The following is a 23199-nucleotide window of genomic DNA, read 5'->3' as shown; positions in this document are numbered from 1 at the left end:
AAATGACAAGGAGGAGACAGTTCTGTGACTTTCACGGGGGGAGTCGCTGGGAAGGAAGTCGGGGCGATCCGGTAACCCGCGGGTTACCGGTACATCGCTGGCTGGTGTACGTTATCCGTCAACGCAGGTCCGGATTCAGGGTATAGGTACCCGTGACACGAGCACTGGCCAACACGTGGCCTGCCATGGCCTCGCGAACGTCGTTGCCGTCAAACTCGCCATCAAGGGCGAGCGTATCCACGTCCAGGGCGTGCACCTCGAAGTGGTAGTGATGGATGATCTCATCGTTCCAGGGCGGACAGGGGCCGTCGTATCCGGCGTAGGTGCCGTTCATGTCGGGATTGCCTGCCAGGAACTGGGTGTAGTTGTTCACGCCACGGATACCGATGGGACCGGGACCCGGCTCCTTGCCCTTGGGAATCACGCCATCGCTGTCCTCGCCTTCCGGGATCCGGCTGGTCCCGGCTGGTACATCCACCAGCAGCCAGTGGAAGAAATCGACCCGTGGAATGTCCTTTGAAACGGTCTTGCCTTCCTGGTTCACGTCGTCTGCGACGCTGGGGACGTCCGGATCGAACATCATCACCACAAAGCTCTTGGTGCCCTCGGGCGCCTCGTCCCAGACAACTTCGGGGTTCCGGTTGGGACCGAAGCTCATATGGTCCTCTTCGCTGTAGACCCCGAATGCGAATTTCTCGGGAATCGGCTGGCCTTCGTCTATGCCTTGAACCTGTAGTTTCACGGCGTTGCCTCCTGTCGTTTTGGCCTTTGGCTCATTGACTGTGTCTGGGACAGTCTCATTCTGTGATAATACGTTTTTAACACAAAACCGATTGAACTGACCACGGAGCCCCGATGAGCCAACAGAAGCCCGGCAAGCCACAACAGCCCGCGAACCGGAAAGACGAGGATGCGGTTGCCTTCGCCCAGGGTATTTTCGAACTGGCCCGCAACGGCGGTGCCGGGCCTCTCAGCGTGATGCTTGATGCCGGCGTCCCGGTGAACATGCGCACCAGCGAGGGCGAGACCCTGCTGATCCTGGCCAGCAAACACGGCCACGCTGAAACGGTACGTCTGTTGCTCGAAAAAGGCGCCGATCGCGACGCTCAGGACAGCAACGGCAATACCGCATTGTCGCTGGCAAAAACCGACAGCGTACGGCGCCTGTTCGACGAACACAGCCGGTAAGCCGGCATGTTCAACAAGGGCGAGATTATTCATCACACCCGGGATGCCCTGGGCAGCATCCTGGTGGTCGACTACCGCAAGCACCGGGTGCTCACCTTCAATTCGGTGTTCGAACAGAGCAAGATCGACCGACGCCACCCCTACCTGCCAGTGCACGAGTACAACCGGGCCATGATGCTGCCGGCGGTGTTTGCCAACCCCCGCCACGTCACCATTCTGGGCCTGGGCGGCGGCGTCATGGCCGGCGCATTTCACCATCTCTATCCCGAATGCCGGATACACGCGGTCGAACTCCGTCAGGCGGTACTGGACACGGCAAGAGAGTTTTTCGACCTTCCGGACAGTGAGCGCCTGGAGGTCACCGTTGCCGATGCCCGGGATGCCCTGGAAAAGCTGCCGGAGGCGAGCACGGACATGATCCTGGCCGACCTGTATAACGCAGACCGGATGAGCCCTGCCCAGGCCCAGAAGCAGTTCGTGGATGAATGCGCGCGGGTGTTGACCAATGACGGCTGGCTTGTGCTGAACTACCACAGAACCCCGGATGTCGAAGGGCCCTACTTCCGTCGGCTCAAGCGGCACTTTGCGGTGCTTCTGGGTTTCCGGAGCAAGAGCAACAACACCGTGGTTTACGCCAGCAAACAGCACTTCCAGTCTGTTCACCCCAAAGACCCGGTGTTGGCGGAACTGGAGAACCGGCTACCAATAGACTGGCGTCGTTTGATGGCGAAAGTCAGCCGGATGGAGTGACGTCGCTCACACCCATTTTTCTCCGGGGCCCTGATAGTCCCGAAAAGCCCGGTGAAGTGTCTCGGGCTGGTCGGTCTGGATCATCATGTCGATGTATTGTTGCTGCAAAAACCCGGCACGCTCCATGTTCTCCGCCATCGCCAGCAACGGGTCAAAAAACCCGTTGACGTTGTAAATGGCACAGGGCTTCTGGTGCAGCCCCAATTGGCCCCAGGTCCAGGCCTCGAACAGCTCTTCCAGGGTGCCAATGCCACCCGGCAACGCGACAAAACCATCGGCCAGATCGGCCATCAGGGCCTTGCGCTCGTGCATGTTCTTGACCACATGCAATTCGGTCAGGCCTGAATGGGCCAGCTCACGGTCCCGAAGATGCTCGGGTATGACCCCATGGACTCGGCCGCCTGCAGCCAGGACCGCATCGGCCACAACACCCATCAGGCCAACGTGGCCACCGCCGAACACCAGCTCGATGCCATGGCGACCGAAGTAATCACCCAGCTCCCGGGCCTTGTCCGCGTAGAGCGGATCGTTGCCTGACCGGGAGCCGCAATAGACCGCGACTTTCATTCACCGTCCCCGATCTTGTCCTGGGTCCGGGTCTCGAAATCGCTGGCGTCGTGACGCTCGTGCAGCTGGCTGCTCGGCTCTCCCCAGGCCCGGTTGACCATCCGGCCACGCCTGACCGCCGGGCGCTGGGCAATCTCGTCGGCCCAGCGAATGACGTTAGTGTAGGTGTGGGCTTCAAGGAATTCGGCCGCGTCGTAAACCTTGTTTTTCACCAGGGCGCCGTACCAGGGCCAGATGGCCATATCGGCAATGGTGTATTCGTCGCCGGCGATGTATCGGTTGTTCGCCAACTGGCGGTCGAGCACATCCAGCTGGCGCTTGACCTCCATGGTGTACCGGTTGATCGGGTACTCATAGTATTCCGGCGCGTAGGCGTAGAAATGGCCGAAGCCGCCACCCAGCATGGGCGCACTGCCCATCTGCCAGAACAACCAGTTCATGGTCTCGGCCCGCCCTGCTGTGTCCCTGGGCAGGAAAGCCCCGAATTTTTCCGCCAGGTAGAGCAGGATGGAGCCAGACTCGAACAGCCGGATGGGTGGATTCACGCTGTGGTCCATCATGGCCGGAATCTTGGAGTTCGGGTTCACCTCCACAAAGCCGCTACCAAACTGGTCGCCCTCGGTAATCTGGACGAGCCAGGCGTCGTACTCGGCTTCTTTAATACCCAGCTCCAGCAGCTCCTCCAGCATCACCGTTACCTTTACGCCATTGGGCGTCGCCAGCGAGTAAAGCTGCAGAGGATGCTTGCCGACCGGCAGCGCTTTGTCATGGGTCGGACCAGCGATCGGGCGGTTGATACTGGCAAATCGACCCCCGCTTTCGGAGTCCCATTTCCAGACTTTGGGTGGTGTGTAGGTAGCGTCGGTCATGGCATTTCTCCTCACAAAGTAGCAGTCAGCTGGCTCCGAGGTCGCATTGAGCCCGGGGCCGAAAACTCTAGCATGGAAGATCAAACAAAAAGAACCACAGGAGTACCCCATGGCAGGGCGCATTGTGCTCCTTCTTGCCTGTCTGTTTTTAATGCCCCAGGTTCAGGCCGAGCTGTCAGACAGCAAGCGGGCGCTGATCCAGGAGTTATTCCCGTCGGCAACGGTCATTGAAGACAGGTTGCCGGATTTCCCCGTGTATCCGGTGTATCAGCTTCAGGAGCTGCTCGGCTATGCCTACGAATCCATAGATCACAGCCGCCTTCAGGGCTTTGCCGGCAAGCCGATCAATATGCTTATTGGCCTGGATACCAAAGGCCGTTTCACCGGGGTCAAGGTATTGAACCACCATGAACCGGTATTTCTGCATGGCCTGGGCGAGGCCCCCCTTTTCGAATTCGTAGATCAATACGAAAGCCGATCGCTTCGCGAGCAAATCATTGTCAGCACCTCTAATTCCAGCCGTTCCGGTAAAACCAGTGACGGCAACGTGGTTCACTTTGACGGCGTCAGCAAGGCGACCGTCTCGGTGCTCATCATTAACGACACCGTGTTGTCCTCGGCCCTGAAAGTGGCGCGCAAAAAGCTCGAGGGTTTCGGCCAGAGTGCTCCGACCCGGGCCAAACCGGATTTCTACGAGCCACTTTCCTGGCAACAGCTGGTGGATCGTGGCTATATCGGACACTGGCGGATCGACACTGAATCCATCGAGGCTGAGCTGGGCCGTCCTCTGTCCGACTACCCGATGGACATTGAGCCGGCGGGGGACGAACCATTCACCGAGCTGTTCTTCGCCTATATCAACTCGCCCATGGTGGGGCGCAACCTGCTGGGAGACGACGGCTACCAACGCCTGATGCAACGATTTGACGACGGCGCACAGGTGCTTGCCGTGATGTCCCGGGGCACATTTCCCCATGTATCCGGCGAATTCGTGCCTGGCAGCTCCCCCGACCGGATTGGCCTGTCCCAAAACAGCCTGGCGGTGGAAATGCGGGACCTGAACCTGCTGGATCAGAATCTCGATTTCCGGGCCGCCGGCATCCCTTCGTTCGAAGCTCGCAACCTGTTTCGGGTGGGTGGCAACGCAGGCTTCAATCCCGGTGCCGAGGCCAGTCTCAGACTCAACGTCGAGCTGGCCCGCAACCACCTGATGGTGGACCGGACATCCCTGGATATTCCGGTTCAATTCAACGAAGCGCTGTTTGAAACCGTCGAGGTTACGCCCAACCCGGAGGACACCCGTCAACCGGTCTGGATCGGGCTCTGGAAAGAACGCTGGTGGCAGATTTCCCTGCTGCTTCTCGGCCTGACCGTTCTGACCGTGTTTTTCGCCCGTCAGAAAACCCTGAGCCGCAATCCGAAGCTGGTGCACCGGTTCCGTTGGGGGTTCCTGTTTTTCACCCTGTTCTTCATCGGCTTCTACGCCCAGGGCCAGCTTTCAGTCGTTAACATCTACACCCTGTTCCTGGCGATCTGGGACGGCTTCTCCCTCAATGTCTTTCTGCTGGACCCGATCATCTTCATACTCTGGGTCTATACCTTCGTGACCCTGTTTATCTGGGGCCGGGGCCTGTTCTGTGGCTGGCTCTGCCCATTCGGTGCCCTGCAGGAAATGGCCGCCTGGCTTGGCGAGAAACTGAAATTCCGCCAGATCAAGGTGCCCGAGCACTGGCACCGGCGTCTGATCCTGCTCAAATACCCCATACTGGTCGGCCTGGTGGGCACGGCGTTCTACTCTCTGACCATTGCCGAGAAGCTGGCGGAAGTGGAGCCTTTCAAAACCAGTATTACCCTGTTCTTCGTTCGCTCCTGGCCCTTCTTAGTCTATGCCGTGGGCCTGCTGGTCATCGGCATGTTCATCCACAAGTTCTATTGCCGCTATGTGTGTCCATTAGGCGCAGGCCTTGCGGTGCTGGGCCGGTTCCGGCTGTTCAGCTGGCTGGACAGGGTCGAGCTCTGCGGCAACCCCTGCCAGCACTGCAAAAACGAATGCGGCATCAATGCCATTCGCAAGGATGGACGGATTGACTACGACGAGTGCATTCAGTGCCTGGAGTGCGTCGTTATTCTCGAAGATGACAGCCAGTGCGTCGACAAACGGCTCAAGAACAAAAAACGCTCAAGGCAAGCAAACATACTGGCAACGGATGCGGGCTGAACCGCACTCGTTGCCAGCAGGATCTGAGATTATTGCTTTTTCTGCCACTCAAACTTCTTGAACGGCTCATCAACCGGTGTTTCAGCAATGTGGTTGATGTAGTTGCTCAGGGTTTTCTGGGACAGCACCAGAATTACCTCCAGCACCTGACGGTGTTTGTAGCCCGCCTTGTAGAAGGCGTCCAGGTCCTCTTTGCTGACATTGCCATCTTTGCGCATCACGGCGAGGGTGAAGGTCCGTAGTGCCTCCAGCTTGTCGCTTGGCAGTGGGGCTTCGTCCCGCAGCGCATCAATAATGTCGTCCGAGACTTCCATCATCTTGGCAATCCCGGTATGCGCCGGAACACAGTAGTGGCAGGCGTTTTCCACGTTGATCGTCTGCCAGACCACGGTTTTCTCGTCATTGTCGAAACTGCTGTCCAGCACCAGCTGGTGCAACTTCTGATACGCCTCAAGTACTCCCGGCGCTTCGGCCATCACGGCGTGAAGGCCAGGAATCATGCCAAAGCCCTTGAGGGAATTCTCAAGCAGGGGCTTGGATTTTTCCGGGGCGGATTCGACATCATGCATTGGAAAGTCAGTCATCACGATCTCCTTTTTGAACGATTGCTCAATTACGACCTCAGGCTAACTGTTATTGAGTGGGCATTCAAGTTATAATTGAGCAGTCATTCAAATCACAGCAATGGTGAATCGTTGGTATGGCCAGACACGCACGCTATGACAGAAAAACCGCGCTCGAGAAAGCCGTGGGTCTGTTTTGGGAGAAGGGATATCACGGTAGCTCCATGAAGCAGATCGAGCAGGCCCTGGACATGCGCCCGGGCAGTATCTACGCCACCTTCGGCAGCAAGGATGGTCTGTTTTCAGAAGCACTGGCCGCCTACGCTGAACAGGGAGGCCGGGAGCTGGCCGTACACCTCAAGAATTTTGACTCTATTGTTGAAGGTCTCCAGGACTATCTCCGCAGCATCGCCTGCAGTTGCGGGGACGAACACGCAGCGCCCTCCCGGGCCTGTATGATTGTGAAAACGCTGCTCGAATCCAGCAATACCCACCCGGCCCTGGCCGCCCAGGCCAACAGTATCCTCGCGGCCATCGAGCACTCCATCGCGGAACTGCTGGAGCAAGCCAGGGCAAGGGGCGAACTGGTTCAGTCAGCAGACAGCCGGCGGCTTGCCCGGCTTCTTCAAGCCCAGATCATGGGGCTGAGATCGATGGGTGAGCGCAATCTGGATCCCGAAGCCATGCAGGACCTCGGTGACGACATGGCAGCGATACTGGACCGCTATCGCACCCAACACTAAGCCTGGCATCTGTTCAGCAGCCCCGGCAATCCTCGAACCGGGGCTTGTGGTAGCAGTACGTCAGTAGAATTGTGCCCGTATAGGCCTCCGCGTTACCATAAACACCACCCAGTCAGCCCCGCCTTCCCATGGTTTCCAGTGAGGACAGCCAAGCGTTCTTGCCAGAGAGCGCTTGGCTCTCTTCACTTACAGGTCTGATTGTTATGGACAACCTTCATCATATTGTTGTGGTTGGCGGTGGCGCCGGCGGTCTCGAACTCGTTACCAGTCTTGGCAACAAACTGGGAAAAAAGAAAAAAGCCAGGATCACCCTGGTCGACGCCGGCCTGACCCACGTCTGGAAGCCCCTCCTGCACGAAGTGGCCTCCGGCTCCCTGGATGCCAGCGCCAATGAGATTAACTACCGCGCCCACGCCCGGAAGCATCATTACGAGTTCCAGCTCGGGAAAATGAGCGGCCTGGACCGAGGAAACAAGCAACTGGTGATCGCTGCGTTTCACGATGAAGAAGGCAACGAGGTCGTACCCGAACGCCGCATCAGCTACGACACCCTGGTCATCGCCGTTGGCAGCACCGCCAATGATTTCGGAACACCCGGTGCCCAGGAGAACTGCCTGTTTCTGGATAGCCTCAAGCAGGCACGGAAATTTCACAACCTCATGCTCAATGCCTTCCTGAGAAAGAATCACGAAGCCTTGCAGGGGGCAGAACACACCCTGAACATCAGCATTATCGGGGCAGGCGCCACCGGCGTGGAACTGGCAGCCGAACTCAGGCTCGCCTCCCGGGAACTGCCGGTTTACGGCATGAATCATCTGCAGCCTTCGGATGTGTCAATCAGTGTCATTGAAGCGGCCGACCGCATCCTCCCTGCATTGCCCGGGCGCCTCTCGGCCGCAGCCACCCGTGAACTGGAGCATCAAAGGGTCAAGGTCCTGACCGGCCAACCCGTCAGCGAAGTCCGCCCCAACAGTGTGATCATGCAGGACGGTACCGAACTGCCTTCGGAGATGACCATCTGGGCAGCGGGCATCAAGGCACCCGCCTTCCTCGCGGAGCTGGACGGGCTGGAGGTCAACAAGGGCAATCAGTTGGCGGTGGAGCAGACCCTGCAAACCACCCAGGATGCCGACATCTATGCCTTCGGCGATTGCGCTGCCTGCCCTCAACCGGATTCCGACCGTCCAGTGCCTCCCCGGGCCCAGGCGGCCCATCAACAGGCGGATACGTTGTTCAAAACATTGTGCAACCGCCTGGAGGGCCGCGAAGCTGTTCCCTTCGTCTACAACGACCACGGCTCTCTGATCAACTTCAGCCGCTATACCACCGTGGGCAATCTCATGGGCAACCTGTCGGGGCGAAGCATGTACATCGAAGGCAAGGTGGCGAGGTTATTCTACGTCTCTCTCTACCGCATGCATCAGGTGGCACTGCATGGCTTCCTGCGCACGGGCATTATCTGGCTGATGGACAAAATCACCCGTGCCATGCATCCGCGTCTCAAACTACACTAGATGGAAAGCCGGTCGGCGAGGCAATGGAGCGGGTGAAGGGAATCGAACCCTCGTATGCAGCTTGGGAAGCTGCCGTTCTACCATTGAACTACACCCGCATGCATGATCACTGCGAGAGCAATATAAGCGCTCTGCCCGCCCCGGGGCAAGCGTTCTGTCTGGAGCGTAAATGGACCCCACTCTGACTCTGATTGGCGCCCTGATGCTGGTCATCAGTATCGTGCTCAGCCCGCTTTCCAGTCGGGTGGGCATGCCAGTGCTGCTGATCTTCCTGGTGGTTGGCATGATGATGGGGGAGGACGGCCCGGGTGGTATCCAGTTCGACGATTTCGAGCTGGCCTTCGTAATCGCTAATCTGGCACTGGGTGTGATTCTGCTGGACGGTGGCATGCGCACCCGTGCGGAAACCTTCCGCGTGGGCCTGAAACCTGCTCTGATACTGGCCACCGTTGGCGTCGCGATGACCGCAGCAGGTTCTGCGGTTGTGGCCTGGTGGGTGTTTGACCTCCACTGGCTCACGGCACTGCTGATTGGCGCCATCATTTCCTCCACCGATGCCGCCGCCGTGTTTTCCCTGCTTCAGGGTCGCGGTCTACACCTGAACGAGCGGGTCAGCGCGACGCTGGAAATCGAATCCGGTAGCAACGATCCCATGGCGATCTTCCTGACCCTGATGTTGGTCACGCTGATTGGGAACGACAGCGACCACGCCGGTTGGGCCGCTCTGACCATGCTGATGAAACAGTTCGGAATTGGCGCTGTGGCCGGCATCATTGGCGGCTTTGCCCTGGTGGAGCTTGCCAATCGTATTCGCCTGACGCCTTCCCTGTATCCATTGCTGGTGGCTGCTGCGGGTATCTCGGTGTTTTCCGCCACCAACGCCCTCGGGGGCAGCGGCTTTCTGGCCATTTATCTCACCGGTGTGGTGATCGGCAACCGTCATGTCCGGATGATGCCGATGATCCTGCAGGTCCACGATGGCCTGGCCTGGCTCGCCCAGCTTTGCCTGTTCCTGATGCTGGGCCTGCTGGTTACCCCGTCAGACCTGATTCCGCTGGCCGGCGGGGGTCTGGTGCTGGCCCTGGCACTGATTTTCATTATCCGCCCGCTTACGGTCATGCTCACCCTCTGGCCGTTCGCCTTTAACCGTCGCGAGCTTGGCTTTATCAGCTGGGTAGGTCTGCGGGGCGCTGTTCCCATCGTCCTTGCCCTGTTCCCCATCATTGCGGATCTCCCGGAAGCGCAGCTGGTGTTTCACGCCGCCTTCTTTATCGTGCTGGTCTCGCTTCTGGTCCAGGGCACCACCATGGCCCCCCTCGCCCGAAAACTGAGATTGGAGGTTCCAGCCGGAGAAGACCCTTACCGCCGGCTACCCCTGGATGCCCCGGCTGCGGGCGACCACGAATTGATGCTCTTTCCCCTGCGTGGTGAAATCTGGGAGACGCCCCGGCGTCTCGGCCAGTTACGTTTTCCGGAAAACACCGCTGTGGCCGGAGTGTTCCGCAACCGGGTCTGCCTGCAACCGAAAGCGGATCTGGAAGTGTCCAGTGGTGATATGGTGGCAATGTTCGCAACGCCCGGGGTATTGCCGGAACTCGGCAAGGCCCTCAGCGGCAGGCACGCGCCCAAATATCTTGCCGAGCGGGCGTTCTTTGGTGACTTCGTACTGAACGGCGACGCCCTGCTGGGCGATGTTGAACAGGTCTACGGTATCGAATTTGACGACCTGCCCCCGGAACTGTCTTTGGCCGAGTGCTTTGCCAGGCGGACCAAAGGCCATCCGGTTGTTGGCGATGTAGTTACCCTCGGACCGGTCACGCTGGTTGCCCGGGCGACCAGTGCCGACAAGGTGACCAAGGTGGGTCTGAAGATGGACAGTTCACAAAATAACTGACCAGCAAACCAGATAACCAAAAAAGTTAACAAAACCCCTTAACAGATGGCTTGCGGGCTATGGTATAAAACGCCTGTACAAAGATTAATCATTGGTAAGTTAAGAACATGAGCCTTTTCCGCGCCATTTTGTCGATCATCGCCCTGTTCTCCCTGGCACTCGCTCCGGGCGCCTTCGCCACTGAGCTGCTGGCCAAAGCAGACACCCGGATGCCGGCTGCCGCCATGTATGAACCTGCGGATATTGATAGCGTCAGCAAGGTGGTCGTCCGCAAGGCAGAGCGCCGGCTGTATCTGATGGACGGCGAGGAGGTGGTTCGCAGCTACCGCATTTCCCTGGGCGACAACCCGGTAGGTCACAAGTTGTACGAGGGTGACCAACGCACCCCTGAAGGCGACTACACGCTGGACTGGCGCAATGCCGAAAGCGATTTCTACAAATCCATCCACATTTCCTACCCCAGCGAGCGGGACCGTGAGCTGGCGTCGGCCTGGGGTCTGGATCCCGGTGGCAGCATCATGATTCACGGCCTTCCCAATGGCGCCGGCGATCTGGCCTTCGCTTACGTCGGCCTGGATTGGACCGAAGGCTGCATTGCCGTAACGAACGAAGAGATGGACGAAATCTGGCAACTGGTTTCAAACGGAACCCCTATCAGCATTCGCCCCTGAAAAGCCCGAGCGCAGCATTAATTTGTTGTTATATGCTTAGGAAATTTACCTATCCGCAGTTAACATTCTTGCATACAGTGTTTTACACTGTTTGACGACTCCGGTAGTCAATGCCTGGTACGCCTATCGAGCGCAGGTTGACAGGAAGTCGTCTATACTGACTTTCGGATCACAGGAAATAACTCGACCAATAAGGGGATTTACAATGCGTAAACTGACGATCGCCGGGATTGCTCTGGCCACTGCTCTGACTGCAGGTTGTGCCACTACTGATCAGGGCGCCATCGACGAAGCGAATGCAACCGCCAGCTCCGCTGAGCGCACCGCTGACAATGCACTGAACACCGCTAACAGCGCTGCCAGCTCTGCCCGCACTGCCCAGCAGACTGCGGAAGAAGCTCTGGCCGCTGCCAAGGCAGCCCAGAAAGCTGCTGACGAAGCAAACGAGCGTGCCAAGCGTATGCTCGAGCGTGCCAGCCAGAAGTAAGGCTGATACGTAACAGAAAAGGCCGGCAATGCCGGCCTTTTTTTATGCCTCGGGTTCGGGTTTGTCCGGATCGGGCTTATCAGGCGTAAAGGGTTTGTTTTCCTTCAGGAACGTGGTCATCAGCTCCATTGGCAGCGGGAATACGATGGTGGATGAGTTGGTGTTGCTCATATCCGCCAAAGTCTGCAGGTAACGCAATTGCATGGAGCCGGAGTTGGTGGACATGACATCCGCCGCTTCCACCAGCTTCTTCGACGCCTGCAGTTCGCCCTCGGCGTGGATAACCTTGGCCCGACGTTCGCGCTCGGCCTCCGCCTGACGGGCAATAGCGCGAATCATGGACTCATTGAGATCCACGTGCTTGATCTCCACGTTCGCCACCTTGATGCCCCATTCCTCGGTCTGGGCATCAATGATTTCCTGAATATCGGAATTGAGCTTGTCCCGCTCCGACAGCATTTCGTCAAGATCATGTTTACCCAGCACCGACCTTAGCGTGGTCTGAGCCAGTTGGCTGGTTGCAGAATTGTAGTCCTCCACCCGGATAATCGCTCGTTCTGGATCCACCACACGGAAGTAGAGTACGGCATTCACCCGCACCGTCACGTTGTCGCGGGAGATCACGTCCTGGCTGGGGACGTCCAGGGTGATCACCCGCAGGTCAACCCGGACGATCTGCTGGATGCCGGGAATAACAATGATCAGACCCGGGCCTTTAACCCCCTGAAAACGACCGAGAAAGAACACCACGCCACGCTCATATTCCGGCAGGATCTTGATGGCCGAACCAAGAATCAGCAGTAACACCACCGTGGGTGCCAGATAGGGAATCAGATCACCAATCATACGGCCTCCTTGTATTGCCGTTGCTTTGTCTGCCCGGTCAGCCGTTGTCCGGAATGACCCTGACAGTTACTGTTAAACCTTCTATTGCCGTCACTTGAACCCGGTCGCCCTCGTTGACGGGCTCTTCACTGATCGCATTCCAACGCTCACCACTGAGCCGGACATGGCCGCGATAGTGGCCATGCTCTTCCGAGAATTCATCCAGCGCCTCGCCCTCCTCATGGGTGAGCTGCTCGGTCCCACTGACTGGGGGCCGTCGTCTCAGACCGATAAAACGGGTCACTGTCCACAGGATAAACCCGGCAGCCACGACGGCGGTGCCTCCGATCGTTGGCAGGGAAATATCCCGGTGACTGCCATCCATCAGGATGACGGACCCGGTGACAAAAGCGACAATGCCGCCAACCCCCAAAATCCCGAAACTGGGTACAAAGGCCTCCCCCACGATGAACGCCAACCCGAGGATGATCAATGCCAGACCGGCGTAATTTACCGACAGAACCTGAAAGGCGAAGAGTGCGAGAATCAGGCAGATAGCGCCGATCACGCCCGGCACCACCGCACCGGGGTTGGCGAGTTCGAAGATGATGCCGTAGAAGCCGATAATCATCAGGAAATAGGCGACGTTCGGATCGGTAATCACTGACAGCAGGCGGGTCCGCCAGTCAGGCTGGGATCTGACGACTTCCAGGTTGGCGGTTTTGAGGGTCATGTCACCCGAAGCCATGCGCACCGTTCGGCCATCCAACTGCTGGAGCAGATCCCGGATATTGGGTGACACCACGTCGACGACGTTCTTTTCAAGCGCCTCATCGGCCCCAAGATTCACCGCTTCCCGGACTGCTTCCTCCGCCCAGTCGGCGTTCCGGCCGTGGCGCTCCGCCAGGCCCCGAATGTAGCTGACGGCGTCTTCCAGAACCTTGCGCTCCATGGCGGTTCCACCGCGACGTTTGCTGTCATCATCGCTGGCTTGCTGTTCGGCGTCCGATCCTTCCTCAGTCTGTGGCTCACCGGAGGCCGGATCGCTCTCCGGTTCCGGGCTGCCTGGCAGACCGCCCATCTGAACCGGCGTCGCTGAACCCAGGTTTGTCGCCGGGGCCATGGCGGCAATGTGACTACCGTAAAGAATGAAAGTGCCGGCGCTGGCCGCCCGGGCGCCCTGGGGTGAAACATAGGTAGCGACAGGTACTTCGGAAGCAAGAATCGTTTTGATGATACCCCGCATGGAATCCATCAGGCCGCCCGGGGTGTCCATTTCAATGATCACCAGGCCAGCGCCCTCAGACTCTGCCCTGCGAATGCCGCGGGTGACGTAGTCCATGGTTGCAGGGCCAATGGCACCTTCAACGGTAAGAACCAGAGCGGTCTCTGAGGACTTCTGCTGGGCAAAGACCTGATGGGCCAGAGAACCCAGGGCAAGCACCACGCCAGTCAGCAGCACCAGGGCCCAAAGCCGAAGACGGGCGGGATTCTGTGATCGCATGGGATGGTGTGCCTGCATAACGCCTCCCCGGATCCGGAATTAATTCGGTTAAATAGCAATACGATGACACTCTGACCGCGGTTCTGTCTCACCCGGGACAGTGCTCATGCGCAGACTACTGTGTCAGAAGTATAGCCGCTGCTCCGGCTCGCTCGCCGATTCCGACGATTTCTCCTCGACACTCTTGTCTGCGGCCACCCGAGTCAGCCGCTCTCCAATCATGGTTGGCATGCCGTCAGCCTGGTCGACCGCCAGCTCAATGGCACCGCGTTTGACCTCAACACCCGGATGCCGGGAGCGGAAGGCCTCGACTTCGGCGAATACCTGCTGCCACAGTCGCTCGCGATCCTCGCTGGAATAGTCCTCATGGGGTCGATGCACCTCAAGCCAGACCTCACCGTCCGAGAAGCCGATCTTGACGGCATCATGCACCACCTGTACCGGCGTGCCTTTTTCAACCTGGTAGACAAACCGGGAGATGTCCTCGTTATACATTCGGAAGCAACCATGGCTGACCGGCATGCCGACACCAAACTTCTTGTTGGTTCCGTGGATCAGGTAGCCTTTCTCACTCAGCATCAGGGCGTGGGTGCCAAGCGGATTGCCTGGGCCGGGCGGAATCATGCGGGGCAGGTACTCACCGGACGCCTCGTACTCCGCCCGAATGCTTGCCGGTGGATACCACGCCGGGGATTCCAGTGGCATGGTGACTTCTGCATCGGTCAGCGGGGAGGGGTTCTCTGCGGTACCGACCCCAACGGGGTAAACCTGCACACCCTCATCGGTAAAGTAGTACAGGCGATACTCCGCCAGGTTGATGACGATACCCTCACGCCGGGAGTCGGGCAGCACATACTGACGCGGCAGCGTAATGGTAGTGCCTTCCCCGGGTAGCCACGGATCCACTCCGGGGTTGGCCTTCACCAGCTCCAGATAGCCCATGGCCAGACGGTTGCCGATACCCGCAAAGGTGTCCTCGTAGCGGGTTTCGAAAACACCGAGCTCGCCGGCCAGGTCACCCCGGATCGGGAACGTCGGCACACGAGGGCTTTTGTCCTGCTTTGCCGGGGTGTCCGGATTGCTGGCAGCAGCCACAGGCTCCGCCACGGCAGGGGTCAGAAACACCAGAACCTGTGCCAGAGAAAACACCGCTAAGAATCTGAACCACATAGAAAACATTCCGAAAGCATCAGACAACCGGATACAGTGACAGCAAGTATCCTCAGGAGTTCATATAAGTCGCCCACACTGTGACGACGGCAAGCGCCACAAAGAGAACGCTCGCACCAATCCGTGCCGTGGCAAGGGGCAACCTTTCCATCAGCCACCGCCCTGCCATGATAACCGGTATATTCGCCAGCAGCATCCCCACTGTCGTGCCCAGAATCACCCAAAAGGTCTCCGTATAGCGGGCAGCGAGAACAACGGTTGCAACCTGAGTCTTGTCACCGATTTCCGCAAGGAAAAACATGATGGTGGTGGCCATGAAGGCGCCCATTCCCAGAAATTTCGAATCGTCGCTGTCATCCTTGTCCGGCACCAACAACCACAGCGCAATCGCGATGAAACTCAAGGCCAGAATCCACGGTAGCCAGGCTTCAGGAATATACGAAGCCACCCAGGCACCAAACCAGGCGGACAGAGCGTGATTGAGAACCGTAGCGACAAAAATGCCGAGGATAATGGGCAGGCGGGTGGCGTACCGGGCAACGAGGAAAAGCGATAACAGCTGGGTCTTGTCACCAATTTCCGCTATGGCGACGGCGACCGTTGAAGCGAGGAATGCGTCCATGAAAAACTCCAGGGCGGATAACCAGACATGAGGCAGCCCACCTTCCGCCCTATGGAGGTGAAACCGCCTCAGGTCTTGCCAGTTTCACCGGTGTCGCGGTGAGACATGGTAGCCATGGGGATTTGGCCCCAAGTATGTTGACTACCATCCGACCGGCAGTTCCGGTGCGGAGGCTACTCCCCTGAAGAGTTGCAGGCATATTAATGAATTCGGAACAGGGCCGCAACCAGGCGAGAGGCTAGACCCGCATCTTCCATACCGGAATTGCGGCGACCGCCACGAATGCCGCCACCAGCCACCAGGCCGAATGAAACGCGTTGATCGTTGGCATGCCCGCACTGTGCTCACCGAACTCGATGGTCAGCGCCACAAGGTTGACACCAAAAGCACCGCCAAGCTGGCGCATGAAATTCAGGGTGCTTGAGCCGGCTCCCAACTCCTGCGCGTCCAGTGGATTCAACGCGCCCGTCGAAAGGGCAGGAAGCATGAAGCCTATTCCGATACGCCCGAAAACGGTCCACAGGGCCAGCCAGCCAAAGGCCAGGTTGAGGTCCGACACGGCAAACAGCACCGCTGACAGAGCAAAGACGGCAATGCCAAAAAGAACCAGGCCTCGTGCGCTCTGCCTGTCCGCCAGCCGACCAGCCAACGGGAACGTCATGCCCAGAACAATGCCGGCCGGGAGCATCAGCAATCCGGCCTCCATCGCGGTGAACCCAAGGGTCGTTTGCACGAACAAGGGGATCAGGTAGGTGGATCCGAACAGGGCGAGGCCGAGTGCCATGGCTCCGAGACAGGCATATAAGAACGCCGGTTTACGCAACAGGCCTATGTTGACCAACGGATGCAAGGCATGTCGCTCCCGCAGGACGAACAGCACCAGACCGACAAGGGCCAGCAAGGCTTCGGCAATCATCCAGCTCTTCTGTCCCGCCGCATGCTGCAATCTGTTCAGGGCATCCAGCGACAGCGCAATAGTAAGCCCCAGCAACAACAATCCGGGGAGGTCAAAACGGTAGGGCGCAGGTCGGGAGACTGGCAGCGGCAGAAAGCGCCAGGCCATAAGGACACCCACCAGGGTCACCGGGGCCGGCGCAAACATGACGTAACGCCAATCAAGCTGATCAACCAGGAAACCACCCAACACCGGTCCCAATGCCGGGGCAAGAATCACCCCCATGCCATAGATTCCCATGGCCTGGCCTCGCCGATGGCGGGGAAAAATCCGGAACACCAGGTACATGCCCATGGGCTGCATCAAGCCGGCCATGGCACCCTGGCCTATTCGCGCGGCAATGAGCTGCCCCGGCGTTTCCGCAAAACCGCCGGCAATTGAAATCAGGGTGAACAGAAACATGGCGACGGCGAGGGTTTTACGAACCCCGAAGTGGTCCAGCAGCCAGGAGGAGGCGAGCATGGTGGTGGTCATGGCGGCGATAAACCCCGTCGCCAGCCAGTGAACCTGGCCCTGGCGAATCCCGAACTCCACCATGATGTCGTGCAGCGCTACGTTAACCACGGTGGCGCTGAGCACCGTGGCCATGGTACCTATCATCACCGTAGCCACTGCCAGCCAGCGCCAGCGATCTCCGTAGCGGGCTTTCAGGCCCTCGACTGAGTTATCAGCCAAGGATCATTTCTGCTTTTCAGCGTTTTCCAGGATTTTGTGGAAAACCTTCACAGTACACTCGATCTCTTTGTCGCTGATGCCTTCCAGCATTTCTTCGCGCAGCACCTCGGCACGCTCCGACAGGTCATCCATAAACGCCCGTCCGGCGCTTGTCAGATGCAGGCGGCGGGCCCGGCGATCATTCGGACAGGGCCGCCGTTCGATCAGGCCCTGCTGCTCCAGGCTGTCCAGCAGTCGAACCAGGGTCGGATTCTCAATCGCCATGAGGCTGGCCAGTTCACGCTGAGTCAGGCCCTCACCGCCTTTCTCCAGATACACCATGGTGCTCCAGCGCGCCTGGGTGACGCCCAGATCCTTCAGGCGCTCATCGAGCATTTTTCTCCAGCGCCGGGTAACCCGGGCCACCGCAAAAGGAAACTGGTCTCTCATCTGTCGTCACTCCATTCAAAAAAAGGGGCTTGGCCCGGGCCTCGCGCGGTGCCGCACTCGGCCAGCAACTCACATTATCGGAAAGTCACCAATAGTATGCTAACCATTGAAATAAAAACAGATATGGAAGTAAAAACAAAATCGGGGAAAACCGAAAGCAACGTCAGCCAGCCTGACGCTGCTCCTCATGCATCTCCTCAACTTCAGGAGACTCATGAAAGTCTGTATTCCGGGGATCCAGCTCAGCCAGCACCGGTGAAGCCTCCGGCATAGCAGGTACGAAGTGTTCCTGATCCGCCACGGCAACATCTTCGGTATGACTGATCCGGTAGCTGGTGATAACCGCCAGCAGCAACAGGAAGCCTGCATTGCCGAAAAACAGGCCTTTCGGACCCAGCAGGTTGATCAGCTCCGCCATGGCGACCGGGCCGATCACACTGCCAACACCATAACTGAGCAGCAGCGTAGCGCTGGCTGCGACAATACGGGAACTTTCCATACGGTCATTGGTGATCGCAACGGCAATCGGATACAAAGTGGCCGACAGACCGGTGAACAGCCCGACCAGCAACGTCAGCAGCCACAGGTTGGAGGCGCCCAGTACTCCGACGCCGCCTGCAGAAGAAGCGGCAAACAGAGCCACCCAGAACATCACCCGACGCCGGTCAAAACGGTCGCAGAGGCGACCCAGCGGCCAGGCCAGAATCATGGCCGCAACGATGGCACTGGCCATGAAGGTGGAAGTCCTGGCAACGTCCAGCCCGACCAGCGTCGCATACACCGGCCCCAACGCGTAAAAACCGCCGATCATGATGCCGCAGATCAAGGCGCCGGCAACACCGGTAAAGGACTCACGGGCAAGGGTGAAAATGGAAATACGCTGCACCTGTTCGATCACCGGCGCTTCCATCCGGGTCATCGAGAGCGGTACCAGGGCCAAGGTCAGCAGAATTGCGGCAATCGAGAACGGCATGAAATTGGACGGATCGCCAATATTCACAATTAACTGGCCGCCGGCGGCAGATAGGTAGAACACAATCTGGTAGACAGCAAACAGGGCCCCTCGGTTGGCGTTGGTAGCCCGGCTGGAGAACCAGCTTTCGATAACCACAAGCACACCGGCAATGCTGAAGCCGGAGAGCACCCGGAGTGCCGCCCAGAAAATCTCGGAAACTGCCATCGGATAAAGCAATGAGGTGACAGCGGCAATGGCCGCAAACACGGCAAAGGCACGAATGTGACCAACACGACCTATAATGCGGTGAACATACAGCGTACCCAACACAAAACCGATGGAGTAGCAGACCAGAATCCAGCCGATAATATCCGGCGATATCGCCTCGATGCTGAGACGAATGCCCAGCAAGGTCATCAGGAACGCATTACCGCTGACCAGCAGAATGATGCTCAGAATCAGGGCAGAAAGGGAGGTGACCATTCGGGTCATTACAGCGACTCCGGGCGTTACAGGATGTTTTCGGATGATTGACAGACAAAATAGCAGTAAGCGCCGGAACTTGCCGGGCGCGTATTAAATCAGGACCGGCGAGGGAAACCACTAGGCACTTCCCGAAACCTGTTAACTGCGTCACAAAAAGCTCCAAAGGCCGCTGTGGAGCGGTTTAACACCGTTTTACATTAATGTGCCGTAACAGACCCTGCGTGCCGGAGCAGGTAACATGAAAGTGAGCTATTCATTGGACCGTGAGCGCCTGGTTATGAAAAAAACGGACTGGCCCATCCGCTGGGATCTGCTGCTTCGCTACCGACTGATTGAAACCATTGCCCTGTGGGAAGGTCGTCTGACGACTAACCACATCTGCCACAGTTTTGGCATCGGTCGTCAGCAGGCGTCCAAGGACATCAACACCTACCTGCGCGAGCTGGCGCCGGGCAACCTGGTTTACGACCGCCATCTGAAAGGCTATGTGCCGGCCGAGAAATTTCGTCCGGTGGTTACGCGGGGGCTGGTCAATGAGTATCTGGACCTGCTGGCCCGCCAGCAGAATCTCAGCAATACCTTTGAATCCCTGAACATTGGCTTGCCGGACAGCACCGTGGTGCAAGGTCCGAACCGTGTGATTGCGCCGGCGACCATGCGTGCCGTGGTAACGGCAACCCGCCAGGGCAGGCAGTTGCGTGCCAGCTACGCCTCACTGAGCAGACCGGAAGCGGTGGAGAGCATCCTTGAACCTCACACGCTGGTTTGTGCCGGTAACAGTTGGCACCTGAGGGCCTGGTGTGACTCCAACCGGGAATTCCGAGATTTTGCCCTGAGCCGTTTCCGGGCCTCTCCCGAAGCGCTCAGGCAGCGGGCAAAACACAGCCGGCAGCAGGACGACGACTGGAACCGGGAGGTTACCCTGGTGGTTACCCCGGACCGGCGTCTGACCGAAGCACAGCAACAGATTATCGCCCGGGACTATGGCATGGAGCATGGCAGGCTGGAGGTTGACACCCGCGCCGCCCTTGCACCCTATGTGCTGTCACGTCTCGGCATTACCTTCGACAACCAGCACCCGGACCCGCTGGTACAGCAACTTGAGCTCGCCAATCCGGACCAGCTGGGCTTCGGCAGCAAGCGTGAACAGGCCCTTAAAGCCGTTGCCGGCCTCAGCTAAATCGATGGCGTGAATCCTGAAACCCGGTTGTATTCTTTTCTCTGCTTCCTGATTCTGTCGCTATTGCCCATTGGGGCAACGGCGGAATCAGACTGTGGCGACCCCGCAACTCCCATATCCGCAGTCCAGGGCAAAGGCCCTACCTCGCCAATGGTGGGAAAAGCCGTGACGGTGGAAGGAATACTGACCCAGGATTCCCGGTCAGCCAGCGGTTTTGGTGGCTTCTACCTGCAGCAGGCTGACCATCAGACCGACGGGGATCCGGCCACATCCGAAGCACTTTTCGTCTATACCGATCGCGATACCGGCGAACCCGGTGCGCGCCTTCGGGTAACCGGCAAGGTCAAGGAATACCATGGACTGACTGAACTGGTAGCAGTGCGGCACCTTCATGTTTGCGGAAGGGAAGCGTTGCCGGCCCCCGTCCCCCTGGCGCTGCCCTGGACCGTGAACCCGGAGCAACTGGAGAACATGAGGGTGACGTTCCGTCACCCCCTGACTGTGGTGGACAATTACAATCTCGGCCGCTATGGCGAGCTGGTACTGGCCGCCTCGGACCAGGTTCAGCCAACCGAGTATCTCCCCCCCGGCGCCCAGGCCTATGAAGAATCCATCCAGAACCAGAAGAACAGGGTGCTGCTTGACGACAACCAGTCCCGCAGGAACCCCCGGCCCGTGCCCTGGCCACCTGCGGGACTGTCTTCGGCAACCGTGCGGGCCGGCGACCAGATCGAAGGGCTCGTCGGTGTGCTGGATTTCCGGTTTGACGCCTGGCGGGTCCAGCCGGACCGGGAGCCCCGCTTCCTCGCTTCTAACCCTCGAGAACCGGCGCCACCTAAGCCAACCAATGATTCGATCCGCATCGTGGCATTGAATCTCGGCAATTACTTTAACGGTAATGGCCTGGGAGGCGCCTTCCCCACTCCGCGAGGCGCAGCAACGAAGGCTGAGTTCCAGCGCCAGCAGCAACGTTTAATCCGTACGCTTCAGGCTCCGGATCCAGACATTCTCGCGGTCACCGAGCTGGAGAACGATGGCTACGGCCCCGACAGTGCAATCGCAGCACTGTCTTCCGCCCTGGGCGGCCAGTGGCGGTTTGTCAGCACGCCAGGCCAGGACGGCACAGACCAGATCCGGACCGGACTGCTGTATCGCAGTGACCGGGTGATCACCACTGGACCGCCAGAACGTCTGGACAACGGTCCGTTCAGAGCCGGCGGTCGTCCGCCCCTGGCCCAGGATTTCCGTCGTGTCGACGGTGAAGAGTCCATCAGGGTCGTGGTTCCCCACCTTAAATCCAAATCCTGCCGGGGCGCCAAAGGCGACGACCAGGATCAATCCGATGGCCAGGGCTGTTACGCCCACCGACGGGCCTCCGAAGCCAGAGCGCTGGCCAATTGGCCCGGCACTGTCTCGAAAGACAGGCGCTCGATGGGGACCCTGATTGCCGGCGACCTCAACAGTTACACGCAGGAGCATTCAATTGCCTTGCTGGCTGAAGCCGGTTTCACCAGCATGGTCCACCAGTTTCACCCCTGCACCCCGAACAACTGCGATCATTACACCTATCGCTACCAGGGCGAGAAAGGCACGCTGGATTACGCCCTGGCGTCGGAAACACTCAGGCCCCATGTCATTGACGCCCGAAGCTGGCTGGTGAATAGCGATGAACCGAGGGTTCTCGGCTACCAGGGTGATCCGGGTTCGACCGGGAACGGCCCCTGGCGATCCTCAGATCACAACCCGGTTATTGTCGACGTCAAGCTTCGATAGTCGGGACTGGCGGCATTTAATCGCAGCGATTGCCCATTCGCCGGCCCGGGCAGGCATTATGGCCAAGGCTCCGGGGGCTGGGAGCGGTAGACTGGCGGACAGACCCATAACCGGTGATCGCTGATAACCATGAGAATTCCCACACCCAACCTCTGGCCTGCCGCCCGCACCGGCCAACGACTGCTGCTGCAAGCCCGGCGCCGGGAAACCCGGCTGGATGGCCACAAACTGGTGTATCTGGAACGGGGAACCCCGGGCGCCGGAAAACCGACCGTTGTGCTGATCCACGGCTTTGCCGCCATGAAGGAAAACTGGGGCTTCTGGTTACAGCGACTCCCCAGGCACTGGCACCTGCTGGCACCGGATCTGCCAGGCTTTGGGGAAAGCGATTACCTGCCCGGGGCCTGTTACCGCTACGAAACTCAGGCCCGGCGGCTAGGCCAGTGGCTCGCAGGCTTTGACACGGACAATGTCCACCTGGCCGGCAGTTCCATGGGCGGTGCCATTGCGGCGGTGCTGGCCCACACGCTCGACCCTGCACCACGGTCAGTGACCTTGCTGAACAGTGCCGGGATACCGGAACATGCCCGGGTGGACATTCATGCCCCCTTCGAATCCGATCGGGACGGCATCCTCATTCCCCGTGACTGGAAAGGGGTCTACCGGATGTTCAACAGTGTCGGCACCGGCAAACCCACTGTCTCCGGACTGGCCATGACCGGCCTTCTGGGGCCAGACCTTCTGGGCCGCACCGACGCGCTCAGGCACATTTTTCGCGACATGGTGGCGGACGCCCTGGCACCGGCACGTTACCTGGGCCCTGAGACACCGCCACTGCAGGTCCAATGGGGTGACCGGGATGTGATTACCCCGACCCGCTGCGTTGACTGGTTTGGTTCGGCCACGCCCCACGCCGAGATTCATATGTTCCGGGGCGTCGGGCATCTTCCCATGCTGGAAACTCCCGTGCGCTCCGCGGCCGTTCTGGAAAGCTTTGTTCGCCGCCACGGACGGTAGCCGGCTCGGCCAACCCGGAATACAACCGACGATTGGCCTTTCGGGCCATTTATTGCGTCAGTCAAGTCATGGGGGAATGCAACGGGAGGCGCCATAATCTCTGACACTACGCGTTCTGCGACATAACAAGAACAGAATAAGACG

At 58.9% G+C, this 23199-nt stretch carries 22 protein-coding genes, 1 tRNA gene and 1 riboswitch; of the genes, 11 read left to right on the top strand and 12 right to left on the bottom strand.

Annotated features, from left to right (window positions below; all coding sequences use genetic code 11):
• Nucleotides 1–118 precede the first annotated feature (118 nt).
• On the bottom strand, nt 119–742 hold the full coding sequence (locus tag ACESMK_RS01890; RefSeq protein ID WP_372994701.1) for a YbhB/YbcL family Raf kinase inhibitor-like protein: 624 nt from the start codon (nt 740–742) through the stop codon (nt 119–121).
• A gap of 113 nt (nt 743–855) precedes the next feature.
• Here ACESMK_RS01890 and ACESMK_RS01885 point away from each other — a divergent pair, with 113 nt between their 5' ends.
• Complete coding sequence (locus ACESMK_RS01885; RefSeq protein ID WP_372994699.1) at nt 856–1188, top strand: ankyrin repeat domain-containing protein; 333 nt, start codon at nt 856–858, stop codon at nt 1186–1188.
• A 6-nt stretch (nt 1189–1194) separates the two neighbouring features.
• Nucleotides 1195–1938 carry a spermidine synthase gene (locus ACESMK_RS01880; RefSeq protein WP_372994697.1) on the top strand — a complete coding sequence of 248 codons (744 nt, stop codon included), beginning with the start codon at nt 1195–1197 and terminating at the stop codon, nt 1936–1938.
• A gap of 6 nt (nt 1939–1944) precedes the next feature.
• Here the strand turns inward: ACESMK_RS01880 and ACESMK_RS01875 are convergent, their stop codons facing one another.
• Both ACESMK_RS01875 and yghU read right to left on the bottom strand, forming a co-directional pair.
• Nucleotides 1945–2505 carry a TIGR00730 family Rossman fold protein gene (locus ACESMK_RS01875; RefSeq protein WP_372994695.1) on the bottom strand — a complete coding sequence of 187 codons (561 nt, stop codon included), beginning with the start codon at nt 2503–2505 and terminating at the stop codon, nt 1945–1947.
• On the bottom strand, nt 2502–3374 hold the full coding sequence (gene yghU, locus ACESMK_RS01870; RefSeq protein ID WP_372994693.1) for a glutathione-dependent disulfide-bond oxidoreductase: 873 nt from the start codon (nt 3372–3374) through the stop codon (nt 2502–2504). The genes ACESMK_RS01875 and yghU overlap by 4 nt, the downstream gene beginning before the upstream one ends.
• Nucleotides 3375–3483: 109 nt before the next feature.
• Between yghU and ACESMK_RS01865 the strand changes: the two genes are divergently transcribed.
• Nucleotides 3484–5592: a 4Fe-4S binding protein gene (locus ACESMK_RS01865; protein WP_372994691.1), complete on the top strand. Its 2109-nt coding sequence runs from the start codon at nt 3484–3486 to the stop codon at nt 5590–5592.
• Nucleotides 5593–5621: 29 nt separating this feature from the next.
• Here ACESMK_RS01865 and ACESMK_RS01860 read toward each other — a convergent pair whose 3' ends face one another.
• The gene (locus ACESMK_RS01860; protein WP_372994689.1) at nt 5622–6176 is read right to left on the bottom strand and encodes a carboxymuconolactone decarboxylase family protein; all 555 of its coding nucleotides are present in this window, start codon (nt 6174–6176) and stop codon (nt 5622–5624) included.
• A 116-nt stretch (nt 6177–6292) separates the two neighbouring features.
• Here ACESMK_RS01860 and ACESMK_RS01855 point away from each other — a divergent pair, with 116 nt between their 5' ends.
• On the top strand, nt 6293–6898 hold the full coding sequence (locus tag ACESMK_RS01855) for a TetR/AcrR family transcriptional regulator (protein ID WP_372994687.1): 606 nt from the start codon (nt 6293–6295) through the stop codon (nt 6896–6898).
• 203 nt (nt 6899–7101) lie between these two features.
• On the top strand, nt 7102–8412 hold the full coding sequence (locus ACESMK_RS01850; protein ID WP_372994685.1) for an NAD(P)/FAD-dependent oxidoreductase: 1311 nt from the start codon (nt 7102–7104) through the stop codon (nt 8410–8412).
• 24 nt (nt 8413–8436) lie between these two features.
• Here the strand turns inward: ACESMK_RS01850 and ACESMK_RS01845 are convergent.
• Nucleotides 8437–8510: transfer RNA gene (locus ACESMK_RS01845), tRNA-Gly, on the bottom strand.
• 71 nt (nt 8511–8581) lie between these two features.
• Here ACESMK_RS01845 and ACESMK_RS01840 point away from each other — a divergent pair.
• The 3 genes from ACESMK_RS01840 (at nt 8582) to ACESMK_RS01830 (ending at nt 11464) form a co-directional block, all read left to right on the top strand.
• Nucleotides 8582–10306 carry a potassium/proton antiporter gene (locus tag ACESMK_RS01840; protein WP_372994683.1) on the top strand — a complete coding sequence of 575 codons (1725 nt, stop codon included), beginning with the start codon at nt 8582–8584 and terminating at the stop codon, nt 10304–10306.
• 107 nt (nt 10307–10413) lie between these two features.
• Entirely contained in the window at nt 10414–10977 is a 564-nt protein-coding gene (locus ACESMK_RS01835) for a murein L,D-transpeptidase family protein (protein WP_372994681.1), read from the top strand.
• 205 nt (nt 10978–11182) lie between these two features.
• Nucleotides 11183–11464 carry an Lpp/OprI family alanine-zipper lipoprotein gene (locus tag ACESMK_RS01830; protein WP_372994679.1) on the top strand — a complete coding sequence of 94 codons (282 nt, stop codon included), beginning with the start codon at nt 11183–11185 and terminating at the stop codon, nt 11462–11464.
• Between the two features lie 42 nt (nt 11465–11506).
• Here ACESMK_RS01830 and ACESMK_RS01825 read toward each other — a convergent pair whose 3' ends face one another.
• The 7 genes from ACESMK_RS01825 to ACESMK_RS01795 all read right to left on the bottom strand — a co-directional run bounded on the left by ACESMK_RS01825 (nt 11507) and on the right by ACESMK_RS01795 (nt 19091).
• Entirely contained in the window at nt 11507–12310 is an 804-nt protein-coding gene (locus tag ACESMK_RS01825; RefSeq protein WP_372994677.1) for a slipin family protein, read from the bottom strand.
• 37 nt (nt 12311–12347) lie between these two features.
• Nucleotides 12348–13811, bottom strand: coding sequence for an NfeD family protein (locus ACESMK_RS01820; RefSeq protein ID WP_372994675.1), 1464 nt, complete (start codon nt 13809–13811; stop codon nt 12348–12350).
• A gap of 105 nt (nt 13812–13916) precedes the next feature.
• Nucleotides 13917–14963 (bottom strand): L,D-transpeptidase family protein, encoded by a 1047-nt coding sequence (locus tag ACESMK_RS01815; RefSeq protein WP_372994673.1) that lies wholly within the window; start codon nt 14961–14963, stop codon nt 13917–13919.
• Between the two features lie 52 nt (nt 14964–15015).
• Nucleotides 15016–15585, bottom strand: coding sequence for a TMEM165/GDT1 family protein (locus ACESMK_RS01810; RefSeq protein WP_372994671.1), 570 nt, complete (start codon nt 15583–15585; stop codon nt 15016–15018).
• 4 nt (nt 15586–15589) lie between these two features.
• Nucleotides 15590–15777: riboswitch (yybP-ykoY riboswitch) on the bottom strand.
• Nucleotides 15778–15823: 46 nt separating this feature from the next.
• Entirely contained in the window at nt 15824–17215 is a 1392-nt protein-coding gene (locus ACESMK_RS01805; RefSeq protein ID WP_372994669.1) for an MDR family MFS transporter, read from the bottom strand.
• A 3-nt stretch (nt 17216–17218) separates the two neighbouring features.
• Nucleotides 17219–17644, bottom strand: coding sequence for a MarR family transcriptional regulator (locus tag ACESMK_RS01800; protein ID WP_222465802.1), 426 nt, complete (start codon nt 17642–17644; stop codon nt 17219–17221).
• A 163-nt stretch (nt 17645–17807) separates the two neighbouring features.
• Complete coding sequence (locus ACESMK_RS01795) at nt 17808–19091, bottom strand: MFS transporter (protein WP_372994666.1); 1284 nt, start codon at nt 19089–19091, stop codon at nt 17808–17810.
• A gap of 271 nt (nt 19092–19362) precedes the next feature.
• Here ACESMK_RS01795 and ACESMK_RS01790 point away from each other — a divergent pair, with 271 nt between their 5' ends.
• From ACESMK_RS01790 to ACESMK_RS01780, 3 genes are all read left to right on the top strand, one after another.
• A complete protein-coding gene (locus ACESMK_RS01790; protein ID WP_372995425.1) occupies nt 19363–20265 on the top strand; it encodes a helix-turn-helix transcriptional regulator in 903 nt (300 codons plus the stop codon).
• A gap of 165 nt (nt 20266–20430) precedes the next feature.
• Nucleotides 20431–22038, top strand: coding sequence for an ExeM/NucH family extracellular endonuclease (locus ACESMK_RS01785; protein ID WP_372994664.1), 1608 nt, complete (start codon nt 20431–20433; stop codon nt 22036–22038).
• Between the two features lie 129 nt (nt 22039–22167).
• Nucleotides 22168–23055, top strand: a complete 888-nt coding sequence (locus ACESMK_RS01780; RefSeq protein ID WP_372994662.1) for an alpha/beta fold hydrolase — start codon at nt 22168–22170, stop codon at nt 23053–23055.
• Nucleotides 23056–23199: the final 144 nt, after the last annotated feature.

This window comes from Marinobacter sp. (genome assembly GCF_041687235.1).
GTDB lineage: Bacteria > Pseudomonadota > Gammaproteobacteria > Pseudomonadales > Oleiphilaceae > Marinobacter.
This window is presented reverse-complemented; position numbering and strand designations above follow the sequence as displayed.